Annotated in this window: 13 protein-coding genes and 1 other RNA gene; 9 read left to right on the top strand and 5 right to left on the bottom strand. The window is 54.8% G+C overall.

What is annotated here, in order from left to right; genetic code table 11:
- Nucleotides 1-78: 78 nt before the first annotated feature.
- Nucleotides 79-1347, bottom strand: coding sequence for an OprD family outer membrane porin (locus ACWHWP_RS19285; RefSeq protein WP_447856168.1), 1269 nt, complete (start codon nt 1345-1347; stop codon nt 79-81).
- A gap of 208 nt (nt 1348-1555) precedes the next feature.
- The gene (loiP, locus tag ACWHWP_RS19280; RefSeq protein ID WP_021242066.1) at nt 1556-2314 is read right to left on the bottom strand and encodes a metalloprotease LoiP; all 759 of its coding nucleotides are present in this window, start codon (nt 2312-2314) and stop codon (nt 1556-1558) included.
- A gap of 272 nt (nt 2315-2586) precedes the next feature.
- Between loiP and tkt the strand changes: the two genes are divergently transcribed.
- The 7 genes from tkt (at nt 2587) to ACWHWP_RS19245 (ending at nt 10953) form a co-directional block, all read left to right on the top strand.
- Nucleotides 2587-4578: a transketolase gene (tkt, locus tag ACWHWP_RS19275; protein WP_047347927.1), complete on the top strand. Its 1992-nt coding sequence runs from the start codon at nt 2587-2589 to the stop codon at nt 4576-4578.
- Nucleotides 4579-4903: 325 nt separating this feature from the next.
- The gene (gene epd, locus ACWHWP_RS19270; RefSeq protein WP_059311658.1) at nt 4904-5923 is read left to right on the top strand and encodes an erythrose-4-phosphate dehydrogenase; all 1020 of its coding nucleotides are present in this window, start codon (nt 4904-4906) and stop codon (nt 5921-5923) included.
- 49 nt (nt 5924-5972) lie between these two features.
- On the top strand, nt 5973-7136 hold the full coding sequence (gene pgk, locus ACWHWP_RS19265; protein ID WP_047347929.1) for a phosphoglycerate kinase: 1164 nt from the start codon (nt 5973-5975) through the stop codon (nt 7134-7136).
- 92 nt (nt 7137-7228) lie between these two features.
- Nucleotides 7229-8308, top strand: a complete 1080-nt coding sequence (gene fbaA, locus ACWHWP_RS19260; protein ID WP_042715531.1) for a class II fructose-bisphosphate aldolase — start codon at nt 7229-7231, stop codon at nt 8306-8308.
- Between the two features lie 186 nt (nt 8309-8494).
- Nucleotides 8495-9349 carry a small-conductance mechanosensitive channel MscS gene (gene mscS / locus ACWHWP_RS19255; RefSeq protein WP_047347930.1) on the top strand — a complete coding sequence of 285 codons (855 nt, stop codon included), beginning with the start codon at nt 8495-8497 and terminating at the stop codon, nt 9347-9349.
- Nucleotides 9350-9494: 145 nt separating this feature from the next.
- A complete protein-coding gene (gene argO / locus ACWHWP_RS19250) occupies nt 9495-10130 on the top strand; it encodes an arginine exporter ArgO (protein ID WP_447856167.1) in 636 nt (211 codons plus the stop codon).
- Between the two features lie 91 nt (nt 10131-10221).
- On the top strand, nt 10222-10953 hold the full coding sequence (locus ACWHWP_RS19245; protein ID WP_063428467.1) for an oxidative stress defense protein: 732 nt from the start codon (nt 10222-10224) through the stop codon (nt 10951-10953).
- Nucleotides 10954-10995: 42 nt separating this feature from the next.
- Here ACWHWP_RS19245 and argP read toward each other — a convergent pair whose 3' ends face one another.
- Nucleotides 10996-11889, bottom strand: a complete 894-nt coding sequence (gene argP, locus ACWHWP_RS19240; RefSeq protein ID WP_003860089.1) for a DNA-binding transcriptional regulator ArgP — start codon at nt 11887-11889, stop codon at nt 10996-10998.
- Between the two features lie 127 nt (nt 11890-12016).
- On the opposite strand from argP, the gene rpiA reads away from it, so the two are divergent.
- The gene (gene rpiA / locus ACWHWP_RS19235; RefSeq protein WP_047347933.1) at nt 12017-12676 is read left to right on the top strand and encodes a ribose-5-phosphate isomerase RpiA; all 660 of its coding nucleotides are present in this window, start codon (nt 12017-12019) and stop codon (nt 12674-12676) included.
- A 267-nt stretch (nt 12677-12943) separates the two neighbouring features.
- Nucleotides 12944-14176: a phosphoglycerate dehydrogenase gene (gene serA, locus ACWHWP_RS19230; protein ID WP_047347934.1), complete on the top strand. Its 1233-nt coding sequence runs from the start codon at nt 12944-12946 to the stop codon at nt 14174-14176.
- 96 nt (nt 14177-14272) lie between these two features.
- On the opposite strand, the gene ACWHWP_RS19225 is transcribed toward serA, so the two are convergent.
- Together ACWHWP_RS19225 and ssrS are read right to left on the bottom strand one after the other, a co-directional pair.
- Nucleotides 14273-14869, bottom strand: a complete 597-nt coding sequence (locus tag ACWHWP_RS19225) for a 5-formyltetrahydrofolate cyclo-ligase (protein WP_063428471.1) — start codon at nt 14867-14869, stop codon at nt 14273-14275.
- Between the two features lie 24 nt (nt 14870-14893).
- A non-coding RNA gene (gene ssrS / locus ACWHWP_RS19220) (6S RNA) lies at nt 14894-15077 on the bottom strand.
- Between the last annotated feature and the right edge of the window lie 5 nt (nt 15078-15082).

The following is a 15082-nucleotide window of genomic DNA, read 5'->3' as shown; positions in this document are numbered from 1 at the left end:
TCACCCCAACCCTCTCCCAAAGGGAGAGGGAGAAAACTGTAGGCCGGGTAAGGCAAAGCCGCCACCCGGCTCTTTTCATCAGAACACGTTAAACGGGTATTCCACATAAGCGCGGATCTCGTCTCCGCCCACGTTGTAATCGCTGGCGTTGCTGGAGACGCGCAGGACGGAATAGCGCAGCTTCAGCTTCAGATCTTTCGCCGGGCCATCCTGCACCTGGTACTGGATCTGGTTAAACCACTCGTGCTCTTTGCCGTTGCTGGTTTCAGACGTTTTGATGTTGTCGCCGCGCACGTAGGCGGTGGTCCAGCTCAGACCCGGCAGGCCTAGACCCGCAAAGTCCAGACCGTACGAGGCCTGCCACGAGCGTTCGTCTTCACCGTTGAAATCTGACCAGTAGGAGTTTGCCAGCCAGATGGTGTTGCCGCCGTCACCCACGCCGCCCCGATCGCGGTAGCCGCCGTAGTTGTAGCCGGTGCTGCCGCTGCTCTGCTGGTACGCCACTTTGAACGTGTGAATATCCCAGATGTAGCTTGCCGCCAGGCTCCAGATGGTGTTGCTGCGGCCGGTGTTGAGGCTGTCAGCGTAACCCTGGTCGAGACGGGAGTAATAGCCGTTGAAGTCGAGCACCAGCTGCTGTCCGGTGCTGAACGGCTGTTTGAAGTTCATGCCCAGGTACTGCTTGTTCATCACCTCTTCGTTATGAGAGGCGTACAGCGCGCCGCTGAACTGGTCGTTGAACTGGTAGCTCGCGCCGCCGAAGGAGAGGCTCTTCAGCCCGCTGTCGTGGCGATCGTCGCTTTTACGCTGCTCGTCGGTGAAGTAACCGGCGTTGATTTCCAGACCGTCGATCTCTTTTGAGGTCAGCATGGTGCCGGTATAGCTTTCAAACAGCAGGCGGGAACTGTCGGCATTTACGATGGGCAGCTCAGGGCGCTGATTCCCGTAGCTCAGTACGGTATTCGAGATGCGCATTTTGGCGGTTGCGCCAAACTTTGCCAGATCGGATTTTGCCCGGCCGTCGTCTTCCTGCTTAAAGAAGTCGATGCCGCCCGCGCCGCTCTTGCCGCGGCCGCCGTCCAGGCGCACGCCGTACTGCGCGATTCCGTCCACGCCAAATCCCACCAGCCCTTCGGTATAACCGGATTCAAAGGTGGCAATAATACCCTGGCCCCATTCGGCCTTATCCTGCTGGCCCTGATGGTAATCGCGGCTGATGTACGCATTGCGTAAAAACAGGTTCAGATGGCTGTCGTCAATAAAACCCTGGCTGTCGGACTGCTGGCTTGCAGCGGCGGGTAATGCGGCAAATAAGCTTAAAGCAACTAATGATAATTCTTTTTTCACGGAGGGAACGTCTCTGTCTGGATATATTAATTTGAATAACTGCGAAGGGATAATTACCGGAAAGAGTAACGTTTGCAATAATTATGTGACCAGACATTTCAATGGTAAGTGCAGATTTGGCGGGGCTTTGCGGGGAGTTATCGATACGTGCGGTTAAGTTAACAATTCATGCGAAATAAAAAGGAGGCAAATCTGCCTCCTTCCCAAATTATTTAATTCCGTCTGCGGCCATACGGTCGCGAATATGTTGTGCGCGCTCTTCTGAGGCTGGGTGATCGTCAAACATGGAGCTTTGGCGTCCCGCTTCCAGTTTGGCCAGCTTTTCGAAGCTGGTGGCTAAACCTGACGGATTAATACCGCGTTTGCGCAACAGGTCGTAGGAGTAGTCATCCGCTTCGGACTCCTGACGCTGTGAGAACTGGGAGTTAACCAGTTTTTCACCGACATCGCCAAGCTGTGACTGTGACAGGCTGCCAACGATACCGCCCGCAGAGGCCGCCGCTGCGCGGATAGCATTGGTGCCCAGCGCAACCTGCATCCCTTTCTTCACGTGGCCGAGTGCAACGTGGCCCATTTCATGGCCGATGACCGCTTCGACTTCATTGTCGGTCATCATATCCATCAGCCCGCTATAAACGCGGATACAGCCATTCGCCATCGCGAACGCGTTCACGTCTTTCGCCATGTAAACCTTGTAGTTCACCGGCTGGCCGTTGATGTTATCGCCCAGCGCGGAAGCGATCTTATTCAGACGCTGCGTGTAGGTACTGTTAGCCGGCGCAAGCGTGGCTTTTCCGTCCATATCTTTACAGGCCTGGTCGCTCAGCGCTTTTACCTGCGCGTCGCTCAGGGAATAGGCCTGAAAGGCTTCTGCGCCTGAGGTCATCAGGCCGTTAGAATCCATATTCTGACAGCCGCTCAGCAGGAGCGTTGTACCCAGGGCCAGCACTATTGCACGCATTTTCATGATGTTGCTTCCGTACTCGTTAATCTGAATAAAATCCGAAAAATGCACCGTCAGCGAAGCCGGTGTCGGGCTAAGTATAAGGAAGATCTACGAGGCCGGGCGAGCAGATTGCGCAACATGCGAGCATGATCCAGAGATTTCTTAAGCTGCAAAAGAATGCTCCATGTACATGGCATGCCGCTTGGGTTACATTGTTGGCACTTTTTTCCGGCGTAGCCCAAAACGCGCTGTCGTCAAGGGCATGGCCTTTAACAGTCCGATCTGGAGTTAAAATGTCCTCACGTAAAGAGCTTGCTAATGCTATTCGTGCGCTGAGCATGGACGCAGTACAGAAAGCCAAATCCGGTCACCCAGGCGCCCCTATGGGTATGGCTGATATCGCCGAAGTCCTGTGGCGCGATTTCCTGAACCACAACCCGCAGAACCCGTCATGGGCTGACCGCGACCGTTTCGTACTGTCTAACGGCCACGGCTCTATGCTGATTTATAGCCTGCTGCATCTCACTGGCTACGATCTGCCTATCGAAGAGTTGAAAAACTTCCGTCAGCTGCACTCCAAAACTCCAGGTCACCCGGAAGTGGGCTACACCGCTGGCGTAGAAACCACCACCGGCCCACTGGGTCAGGGTATTGCTAACGCCGTGGGTATGGCGATTGCTGAGAAGACCCTGGCGGCACAGTTCAACCGTCCTGGTCACGACATCGTTGACCACTTCACCTATGCGTTCATGGGCGACGGCTGCATGATGGAAGGCATTTCTCACGAAGTGTGCTCCCTGGCAGGTACCCTGAAGCTGGGCAAACTGGTTGCGTTCTATGACGACAACGGTATCTCCATCGACGGTCACGTTGAAGGCTGGTTCACTGATGACACCGCTAAACGTTTCGAAGCCTACGGCTGGCACGTTGTGCGTGGCGTTGATGGCCACGATGCTGACTCGATTAAACGTGCGGTAGAAGAAGCGCGCGCAGTGACTGACAAACCGTCCCTGCTGATGTGCAAAACCATCATCGGCTTCGGTTCACCGAACAAAGCGGGCACTCACGACTCCCACGGTGCGCCACTGGGCGACGCGGAAATCGCGCTGACCCGTGAAGCACTGGGCTGGAAACACCCTGCATTCGAAATCCCATCTGACATTTATGCGCAGTGGGATGCAAAAGAAGCGGGCCAGGCGAAAGAAGCGGCATGGAACGAGAAGTTCGCTGCTTACGCGAAAGCCTTCCCTCAGGAAGCGGCTGAATTCACCCGTCGTATGAAAGGCGACATGCCGTCTGACTTTGACGCGAAAGCGAACGAGTTCATCGCTAAGCTGCAGGCGAACCCATCTAAAATCGCCAGCCGTAAAGCATCTCAGAACGCGATCGAAGCGTTCGGTCCTTGGCTGCCAGAATTCCTGGGCGGCTCCGCTGACCTGGCGCCTTCCAACTTGACCCTGTGGTCCGGTTCTAAGCCAATCAACGAAAATACCGCCGGTAACTACATCCATTACGGTGTACGTGAATTCGGTATGACGGCTATCGCAAACGGTATCTCCCTGCACGGCGGTTTCCTGCCGTACACCTCTACCTTCCTGATGTTCGTGGAATATGCACGTAACGCCGTGCGTATGGCTGCGCTGATGAAACAGCGTCAGGTGATGGTCTACACCCATGACTCCATCGGTCTGGGCGAAGACGGCCCGACTCACCAGCCGGTAGAGCAGGTGGCTTCCCTGCGCGTAACCCCGAACATGAGCACATGGCGTCCATGTGACCAGGTTGAATCTGCCGTTGCGTGGAAATACGGCGTTGAGCGTCACGACGGCCCAACTGCACTGATCCTCTCCCGTCAGAACCTGGCGCAGCAGGATCGTACTCCAGAGCAGCTGGCGAACATCGCTCGTGGTGGCTACGTGCTGAAAGATTGCGCAGGCCAGCCTGAGCTGATCTTCATCGCAACCGGTTCTGAAGTTGAGCTGGCTGTCGCGGCCTGGGACAAACTGACTGCCGAAGGCGTGAAGGCGCGCGTGGTATCCATGCCGTCTACCGATGCGTTCGACAAGCAGGATGCCGCTTACCGTGAATCCGTTCTGCCTAAGGCTGTTACCGCTCGTGTTGCAGTGGAAGCGGGTATCGCTGACTACTGGTTCAAATACGTGGGCCTGAACGGCGCTATCGTCGGCATGACCACCTTCGGTGAATCTGCTCCGGCAGAGCTGCTGTTCGAAGAGTTCGGCTTCACCGTTGAGAACGTTGTCGCGAAGGCGAAAGAACTGCTGTAATTGCTGTTTTGCCCGGTGGCGCTACGCTTACCGGGCCTACAAATGGCACGAAAGTAGGCCGGGTAAGCGCTAGCGCGTCACCCGGCTTTTTTGTTGGCATTATTCCACCTAAAATGTGACGCAAGTCATATAGCTCGCTTATTCATCTGGACAGACATTCCTTTTATTCCCTGATTCGCTTATTCTTGCTGAAGCGTTTCAGTCGATTAAATGTTCGACAATTGACCAATCAATCGCAGTTTGTGACAGCAAGGATTCCCCTTCGGGCGTAGCTGGATTACTCTTTCAGCCACCTCAGACTCAGGGATAGCTTTGCAGGAGATCTATGACCGTACGCGTAGCGATTAATGGCTTCGGTCGCATCGGGCGTAATGTGGTTCGTGCTTTGTATGAATCCGGACGTCGGGCGGAAATAACCGTGGTGGCAATCAATGAACTGGCGGATGCTACGGGCATGGCGCATTTGTTGAAATACGATACCAGCCACGGACGATTCGCCTGGGATGTTCGCCAGGAAAGAGATCGGCTGTTTGTCGGCGACGATGCCATCCGCGTACTGCATGAGAGCAGCATCGCCGGGCTACCGTGGCGTGAACTGGGTGTGGATGTGGTGCTTGACTGTACTGGCGTGTACGGCAGCCGCGAACACGGTGAAGCGCACCTTGCGGCAGGCGCGAAAAAAGTCCTGTTTTCTCATCCCGGCAGTAACGACCTCGACGCGACCGTCGTGTTTGGCGTCAACCAGCATGAGCTGCAAGCCGAACACCGCATTGTCTCCAACGCCTCCTGCACGACTAACTGCATTATTCCGGTCATCAAACTGTTAGACGATGCGTATGGCATTGAATCTGGCACCGTGACCACGATTCATTCCGCCATGCACGATCAGCAGGTTATTGACGCTTACCATCCGGATTTACGGCGCACGCGTGCAGCGAGCCAGTCAATCATTCCGGTGGACACAAAGCTGGCTGCAGGGATCACCCGAATTTTTCCGCAGTTCAATGACCGTTTTGAAGCGATTGCCGTGCGCGTTCCGACGATCAACGTCACCGCAATCGACCTTAGCGTGACGGTAAAAAAACCGGTAAAAGCCTGTGAAGTCAACCTCTTGCTGCAAAAAGCGGCACAGGGGGCATTTCATGGTATAGTTGACTATACGGAATTACCGTTGGTCTCAGTGGATTTTAACCACGACCCGCACAGCGCCATTGTTGATGGCACTCAAACGCGCGTCAGTGGCGCACACCTTATCAAGACGCTGGTCTGGTGTGATAACGAATGGGGCTTTGCTAACCGAATGCTCGACACCACGTTAGCAATGGCCGCTCAAGGTTTCAGGTAAGACGCATCGTGCGTCTGCAAAACTTTAAGAATCAACGAGAGGATTCACCATGTCTGTAATTAAGATGACCGATCTGGATCTGGCTGGTAAACGCGTTTTCATCCGTGCCGATCTGAACGTACCGGTTAAAGATGGCAAAGTGACCAGCGACGCGCGTATTCGTGCATCTCTGCCGACCATCGAACTGGCTCTGAAGCAGGGCGCTAAAGTGATGGTAACCTCCCACCTGGGTCGTCCAACCGAAGGCGAGTACAACGAAGAGTTCTCTCTGCTGCCGGTTGTTAATTACCTGAAAGACAAACTGTCTAACCCTGTTCGCCTGGTGAAAGATTACCTGGACGGCGTTGAAGTCGCTGCCGGTGAACTGGTTGTTCTGGAAAACGTTCGCTTCAACAAAGGCGAGAAGAAAGACGACGAAGCACTCTCCAAAAAATACGCTGCACTGTGCGACGTATTCGTGATGGATGCCTTCGGTACGGCTCACCGTGCGCAGGCGTCTACCCACGGTATCGGTAAATTTGCTGACGTTGCGTGTGCCGGTCCTCTGCTGGCTGACGAACTGGAAGCGCTGGGTAAAGCACTGAAAGAACCTGCTCGTCCAATGGTTGCTATCGTTGGTGGTTCTAAAGTTTCTACCAAACTGACCGTTCTGGATTCTCTGTCTAAAATCGCTGACCAGCTGATCGTTGGCGGTGGTATCGCGAACACCTTCGTTGCTGCCCAGGGCCACAACGTTGGTAAATCCCTGTACGAAGCAGACCTGGTTGACGAAGCGAAACGCCTGCTGAGCACCTGCGATATCCCGGTTCCAACTGACGTTCGCGTAGCGACCGAGTTCTCTGAAACTGCGACGGCGACCCTGAAGTCTGTAAACGACATCAAAGACGAAGAGCAGATTCTGGACCTGGGCGACGTTTCTGCACAGAAACTGGCTGAAATCCTGAAAAACGCAAAAACTATCCTGTGGAACGGTCCTGTTGGCGTGTTCGAATTCCCGAACTTCCGCAAAGGTACTGAAATCGTTGCTAACGCTATCGCAGACAGCGAAGCGTTCTCTATCGCAGGCGGTGGTGACACCCTGGCAGCAATCGACCTGTTCGGTATCGCTGACAAGATCTCCTACATCTCCACTGGTGGCGGCGCATTCCTCGAATTCGTGGAAGGCAAAGTACTGCCAGCAGTAGCAATGCTCGAAGAGCGCGCTAAGAAGTAAGCCATTCAAGGGCAGGGAAACCTGCCCAAATTTCAGCGCGCTTTTAAGAGCTCGCACCTTTTCTAACGGCCGAAGATACAGGACTAAGCAACATGTCTAAAATTTTTGATTTCGTAAAACCTGGCGTTATCACTGGTGATGACGTACAGAAAGTGTTCCAGGTAGCTAAAGAAAACAACTTCGCTCTGCCAGCAGTTAACTGCGTGGGTACCGACTCCATCAACGCCGTACTGGAAACTGCTGCTAAAGTTAAAGCACCGGTTATCGTTCAGTTCTCCAACGGCGGCGCTGCGTTCATCGCAGGTAAAGGCGTGAAAACCGATGTTCCTCAGGGCGCTGCAATCCTGGGTGCTATCTCTGGTGCGCACCACGTACACCAGATGGCTGAACACTACGGTGTTCCGGTTATTCTGCACACTGACCACTGCGCGAAGAAACTGCTGCCGTGGATCGACGGTCTGCTGGACGCGGGTGAAAAACACTTCGCGGCGACCGGTAAGCCACTGTTCTCTTCTCACATGATCGACCTGTCTGAAGAGTCCCTGCACGAAAACATCGAAATCTGCTCCAAATACCTGGCACGCATGGCCAAAATGGACATGACCCTGGAAATCGAACTGGGTTGCACCGGTGGTGAAGAAGACGGCGTGGATAACAGCCACATGGATGCTTCTGCACTGTACACCCAGCCAGAAGACGTTGATTACGCTTACACCGAGCTGAGCAAAATCAGCCCACGCTTCACCATTGCAGCGTCCTTCGGTAACGTGCACGGCGTTTACAAACCAGGTAACGTGGTTCTGACCCCAACCATTCTGCGTGATTCTCAGGAATACGTTTCTAAGAAACACAACCTGCCGCACAACAGCCTGAACTTCGTCTTCCACGGCGGTTCCGGTTCTTCTGCTCAGGAAATCAAAGACTCCGTAAGCTACGGCGTAGTGAAAATGAACATCGATACCGACACCCAGTGGGCAACCTGGGACGGTATCCTGCAATACTACAAAACCAACGAAGCTTACCTGCAGGGCCAGCTGGGCAACCCGAAAGGCGAAGACCAGCCGAACAAGAAATACTACGATCCACGCGTATGGCTGCGCGCAGCGCAGACGTCCATGGTGACTCGTCTGGAGCAGGCTTTCAAAGAACTGAACGCGATCGACGTTCTGTAATTTGAGCTGCTAACAGCATCAGAAGGCCCGCAAATGCGGGCCTTTTTTTATGCATTTTCAATATCCTGCCAGCGCAGTTTTTGTGATCTGTTTGGCAAATCGGGCGCTTTTTGTTTACCCTTTACTGACCTGCCTGTCTCCATGGGGGATGGATTTTGTGTTTTGGTTTAACAAAAGGAAGAATAAATGGAACAACTCGATGTTGTAGACAGCATCAATAATGCCGGTAACTGGCTGGTGCGTAACCAGGCACTGTTACTGAGCTATGCCGTGAATATCGTCGCGGCGATTGCCATCATCATCGTCGGGATGATCGTGGCGCGTATTGTATCGAACGCGGTCAACCGCGTGATGCTGGCCCGTCACATTGACGCCACGGTCGCTGACTTCCTCTCTGCACTGGTGCGCTACGGCATTATCGCCTTTACGCTGATTGCCGCGCTGGGGCGCGTAGGGGTACAGACCGCATCCGTGATTGCCGTTCTCGGTGCCGCCGGTCTGGCCATTGGTCTGGCGCTGCAGGGATCGCTGTCGAACCTGGCAGCAGGCGTTCTGCTGGTCACCTTCCGTCCGTTCCGCTCCGGCGAATACGTTGACCTTGGCGGCATTGCCGGAACCGTGCTGCAGGTGCAGATTTTCTCAACGACTATGCGTACCGTCGATGGCCGCATCGTGGTCGTGCCGAACGGGAAAATCATTGCAGGCAACATCATTAACTTCTCCCGCGAGCCGGTGCGTCGTAACGAGCTGATCGTCAGCGTAGCGTACGACTCCGACATCGATCAGGTGAAGTCGCTGATTAGCAACATCATTGCCTCAGACGATCGCATTCTGAAGGATAAAGAGCAGACCGTTCGCCTGAACGAACTGGGCGCTTCCTCGATTAACTTCGTAGTGCGTATCTGGAGCAAGAGCAGCGATCTGCAAAACGTGTACTGGGACGTGCTGGAGCGCATCAAGCGCGACTTCGACGCCAACGGCATCAGCTTCCCGTACCCGCAGATGGACGTAAACGTCAAAAAAGTTAAAGAAGCAGAATAACTTCATCAGCAGGCCCGGTAAGCGCTAGCGCCACCGGGCTTTTCAATTATTAGCGTGGCTAATACCCAATTAATATTATCCATTTCCTCTAATGTGGTTCGCGCAGTATAGTCTGCTCCCAGGACAACACTGTGAGAATTTCGTCATGTTATCGTATTACTTTCAAGGGCTTGCCTTAGGCGCGGCTATGATCCTTCCCCTCGGCCCGCAAAATGCGTTTGTGATGAACCAGGGCATCCGCCGCCAGTATCATCTGATGATTGCCCTTCTGTGCGCGGTAAGCGATTTACTGCTGATTTGCACAGGGATCTTTGGCGGTAGCGCACTGCTGATGCAGTCTCCCTGGCTGCTGGCGCTGGTCACCTGGGGTGGCGTGGCGTTTCTGCTCTGGTATGGCTTTGGCGCGCTGAAAACGGCAATGAGCAGTAACCTCGAACTGGCGAGCGCAGAAGTGATGAAGCAGGGGCGCTGGAAGATTATCGTCACCATGCTAGCGGTGACCTGGCTTAACCCGCATGTCTATCTTGATACCTTCGTAGTGCTGGGCAGCCTGGGCGGACAGCTGGACGTTGAGCCTAAGCGCTGGTTTGCGCTCGGCACAGTCAGCGCCTCTTTCCTCTGGTTCTTCGGTCTCGCCATTCTGGCGGCATGGCTGGCGCCTCGTCTGAGGACTGCCAAAGCCCAGCGCATCATTAATACCCTGGTTGGGCTGGTGATGTGGTTTATTGCTTTTCAGCTGGCAAAAGAGGGCATTCACCACGTCCAGGAATTGTTCAACTAATCCTTGTCTTATGGACAACTGAGCAAGACCCGCTAAGCTTGCTGGCATGCGCCCTGTTATCGGGCACTCTTTGCAACATGGAGGAATAACAGTGAAGTTTAAAGTGATGGCCCTGGCGGCATTAGTAAGTTTGGGTGCGGTATCTGTTCAGGCTGGTGAACTGCCGGATGGCCCGCACATCGTCACTTCAGGCACCGCAAGCGTGGATGCGGTACCCGATGTTGCAACGCTGGCAATTGAAGTGAATGTGGCTGCGAAAGATGCGGCGTCAGCCAAGAAACAGGCTGACGATCGTGTTGCGCAATATCTCTCATTCCTCGAGCAGAATGGTGTCGGTAAAAAAGATATCAACTCTGCTAACCTGCGCACTCAACCCGATTACGACTACCAGAATGGCAAAAGCATCCTGAAAGGCTACCGTGCCGTGCGTACCGTTGAAGTGACCGTGCGCCAGCTGGATAAGCTGAACGCCTTGCTGGACGGTGCGCTGAAGGCGGGACTGAACGAAATCCGTTCCGTGTCGCTGGGCGTTGCGCAACCTGAGAAATACAAAGACGAAGCGCGTAAAGCGGCGATTAACGATGCCATTCACCAGGCGGAACAGCTGGCTTCTGGCTTTAAGAGCAAGCTCGGCCCGGTATACAGCGTGCGTTACCACGTCTCTAACTACCAGCCAAGCCCGATGGTGCGGATGATGAAGGCCGATGCGGCGCCGGTATCCGCTCAGGAAACTTACGAGCAGCCAACGATCCAGTTCGACGATCAGGTGGATGTGGTGTTCCAGCTGGAGCCTGTTGCAGCACAGCCGAAACCGGCTCAGTAATCTGTAGGCCGGGTAAGGCGAAGCCGCCACCCGGCTTATTTTTTAATCCTGCCTCAACACCTTATGCCCAAACGCCAGCAGCGCGTCGGTGACGTTGCGCATCATGCGGCTTTCCGGCGCAAAACGGTGCCAGTAGAGCATCCGGCGCTGATACAGCCCCGGCGTCAGGTCAATCAGCTCACCGCTTTTCAACTCTTTCTCAATCTGCAGATGCGGGATCATGCAGCAGGTGGTGCCCTGGCGCGCAAGCTGCACAAACGCTTCGGACGAGTTAACGATATGACACGGCACGCTGCCCGGCGGCAAATCGAAGTTTTGCTGCAGGAACGCCTGGTGCATATCGTCCAGATGGTCGAACGCTACGGCAGGCGCTTTCAGCAGCGCGGCGCGGGTCACGCCGTTGGGGAAATAGCGCTCGGCAAAGGCTTTTGAACCGACAAAAAGGTAATCCAGCGCGCCCAGCTGATCCACCAGGCAGCTTGGCAGCGCCTGAGGCTGGATACTGACCGCCCCGACCACTTCACCGCGACGCAGGCGTTCCTGGGTACGGGTTTCATCTTCAACCTGCAAATTCAGGCGGATAGGGGAATCTGCTAAGACCGGCGCAAGGGCCGGCAGCAGCCAGGTTGCCAGACTGTCGGCGTTGACCGCCAGCGAGAGCAGCAGCGGCGTTGAGCCCGTTTGTTCGTCACCCAGCCACTCATCTTCCAGCAGTTCAACCTGACGCAGCAGGGCAAGGAGCTTTTGCCCTTGTTCCGTTGGGCGAGGCGGCACGGTACGCACCAGCAGTGGCTGGCCGAACATGTTTTCAAGCTGTTTGATACGCTGCGATACGGCGGACTGCGTGATGCAAAGCTTTTGCGCCGCGCGCTCAAAACCTCGTTCACGAATAACTGCATCAAGTGCCTGTAGTGTTCTGTAGTCCGGACGTTTCATTGCTCTGGCTGGCTCCTTAATTTTGCTTAATCTGCACTATGACACAATTTTCCCTTCGTGGCAGACGAATTCCATTCGACGTGTTCTATAATGCGCCCTGAGTTTTCACACCACAGGCAAAACGATCATGACGCAGGATGAACTGAAAAAAGCAGTAGGATGGGCCGCTCTCCAGTACGTACAGCCGGGTACCATTGTCGGAGTTGGTACCGGGTCGACGGCGGCACACTTTATCGATGCGCTGGGCACGATGAAAGGGCAGATTGAGGGCGCGGTGTCCAGCTCTGATGCTTCCACGGAAAAGCTGAAAAGCCTCGGCATTACCGTTTTCGATCTGAACGAAGTTGACCGTCTGGGCATTTACGTTGATGGCGCCGATGAGATCAACGGCCATATGCAGATGATCAAAGGCGGCGGTGCGGCGCTGACGCGTGAAAAAATCATCGCCTCCGTTGCGGATAAATTCATCTGCATCGCCGATGCCTCCAAACAGGTCGATATTCTGGGTAATTTCCCGCTGCCGGTCGAGGTGATCCCGATGGCGCGCAGCGCCGTGGCGCGCGAGCTGGTAAAACTGGGCGGGCGTCCGGAATATCGCCAGGGCGTGGTGACCGATAACGGCAACGTGATCCTCGACGTTCACGGTCTGGAAATTCTCGACGCGATTGCGCTGGAAAACGCCATCAACGGCATTCCAGGCGTAGTAACCGTAGGGTTATTCGCCAACCGTGGCGCGGATGTCGCGCTGATTGGTACGGCTGACGGCGTGAAAACCATCGTAAAATGATCTGACGGGGGGAGTCCTCCCCCCGCTAAAAATATTTTGAAAAGCTAAATTCGGTGACTTGTGTCACGTTTTTATGCCTCGTTTGCCGATCCTGCCACGTACGTAAAATTCCGTAGCATTTTCCTCTGCCATTTTGCCCTGTATGACTTTTCTTCAGAGTGCCGACGCAAACGTTCATATTGCTGCAATAGTTTTTTTTGATATGTTGGCTACAGCGGATTTCAATCCAGCACAACAACAGTTCAGATAAAATACAGGGTCGGGTAAATGGCAAAGGTATCACTGGAGAAAGACAAGATTAAATTTCTGCTGGTAGAAGGCGTGCATCAAAAAGCACTCGATAGCCTTCGCGCAGCGGGTTACACCAACATCGAATTTCACAAAGGCGCGCTGGATACCGAAGAGCTGAAAGCGTCCATCCGTGATGCCCACTTCATTGGCCTGCGATCCCGTACCCACCTGACTGAAGATGTGATTGCCGCGGCGGAAAAGCTGGTCGCCATCGGCTGTTTCTGCATTGGTACCAACCAGGTTGACCTGAATGCAGCCGCTAAGCGCGGTATTCCTGTATTTAACGCCCCGTTCTCCAACACCCGTTCCGTGGCGGAGTTAGTGATTGGCGAGCTGCTGCTGCTGCTGCGCGGTATTCCTGAAGCTAACGCCAAAGCGCACCGTGGCGTGTGGAACAAGCTGGCGTCTGGCTCTTTCGAAGCGCGCGGTAAAAAGCTGGGGATTATCGGGTACGGCCATATCGGTACGCAGCTGGGCATCCTGGCGGAATCTCTCGGGATGCATGTCTTTTTCTACGACATTGAAAGCAAACTGCCGCTGGGCAATGCGACCCAGGTTCAACACCTTTCTGACCTGCTGAACATGAGCGATGTGGTCAGCCTGCACGTGCCGGAAAATGCCTCCACCAAAAACATGATGGGCGCGGAAGAGCTGGCGCTGATGAAGCCGGGTTCGCTGCTGATCAACGCCGCGCGCGGTACGGTTGTCGATATTCCGGCGCTGTGTGATGCGCTAAAACGCAAGCATCTGGCGGGCGCGGCGATTGACGTCTTCCCGACGGAGCCAGCGACCAACAGCGATCCGTTTACCTCTCCGCTGTGCGAGTTCGATAACGTGATCCTGACGCCGCACATCGGTGGTTCAACTCAGGAAGCTCAGGAGAACATCGGTCTGGAAGTGGCGGGCAAACTGAGCAAATACTCCGACAACGGCTCTACGCTCTCTGCGGTGAACTTCCCGGAAGTGTCTTTGCCGCTGCACGGCGGCCGTCGTCTGCTGCACATTCACGAAAACCGTCCGGGCGTGCTGACCGCCATCAACCAGATCTTTGCCGAGCAGAGCGTCAACATTGCCGCGCAGTATCTGCAAACCAACTCGCAGATGGGCTACGTGGTTATTGATATCGAAGCGGATGAAGACGTTGCCGAGAAAGCGCTGCAGAGCATGAAGGCCATTCCGGGGACGATTCGCGCGCGTCTGCTGTACTGATCGTGCGGTCTGTGGTGTCGGGTGGCGGCTGCGCCTTACCCGACCTACGTTGAGGTTTTGTAGGCCGGGTAAGCGTAAGCGCCACCCGGCTTTATTCTACCAGGTCCAGGTTTTACTGGGCGTTACCACCGCCGGCAACGGCACATCCCATTTCTCCACCGGCAACGCCTCCACGCCCTGACAATCATGCGCATAACCCACCGGCTGTAGCCCGTACTGCTGCCAGTTTTGCAGCGTCCTGTCGTAAAAACCGCCGCCCATTCCCAGGCGCTGACCCTGCTCATCAAACGCCACCAGCGGCGTGACCAGCACGTCAAGCTCTGCCAGCGGGAGTACGTCGCGCACGTCGAGTTTCGGCTCGGTGATTTTCAGACGGTTCACCACCAGCTCGCTGTGCGGGTGATAGTGCAGGAAAAGCAGATTGCCTTCGCTGAACGGATGCAGCACCGGCAGATAAACCTTCTTCCCGGCGCGCCAGAGTTGCTCGATGAGCGGTTGGGTATCCAGTTCGCCGTCAAACGAGAGAAACAGGGCAACAGTATGCGCCATAACGACAGGGGGGTAAGCCATCATACGGGCGGCAGCCTGCTGGGCAAAATGCGCTTGCTGATTGGAGGTTAACGCACGGCGGCGTTGACGGATTAACTGACGGATGTCCTGGCGTGAAGCGGAAACTTCAGGAAGTTGAGTCATGGTAGTCGGTAGAAGAAAAGAGAGGGAATCTCCGAGATGCCGCCGCAGGCTGTAACCCTTGAACCCTTGGTTCAAGGTGAATGTGTCGTCATAGTTTTAAGGCTTCTCGGACGAACCGAGCATGCTCACCAACCATGGAGCGCCACATTCTTGTGGTATGAAATATCGGCTCAGGGGACTGGCCCGCTTGCGAACATCTCAGAGAAATTTTGT

It is taken from the genome of Enterobacter sp. WI-ESBL-E8 (assembly GCF_053364895.1).
Note: the sequence above shows the minus strand (reverse complement) of the source record. Positions and strands in the feature narration are given on the sequence as shown.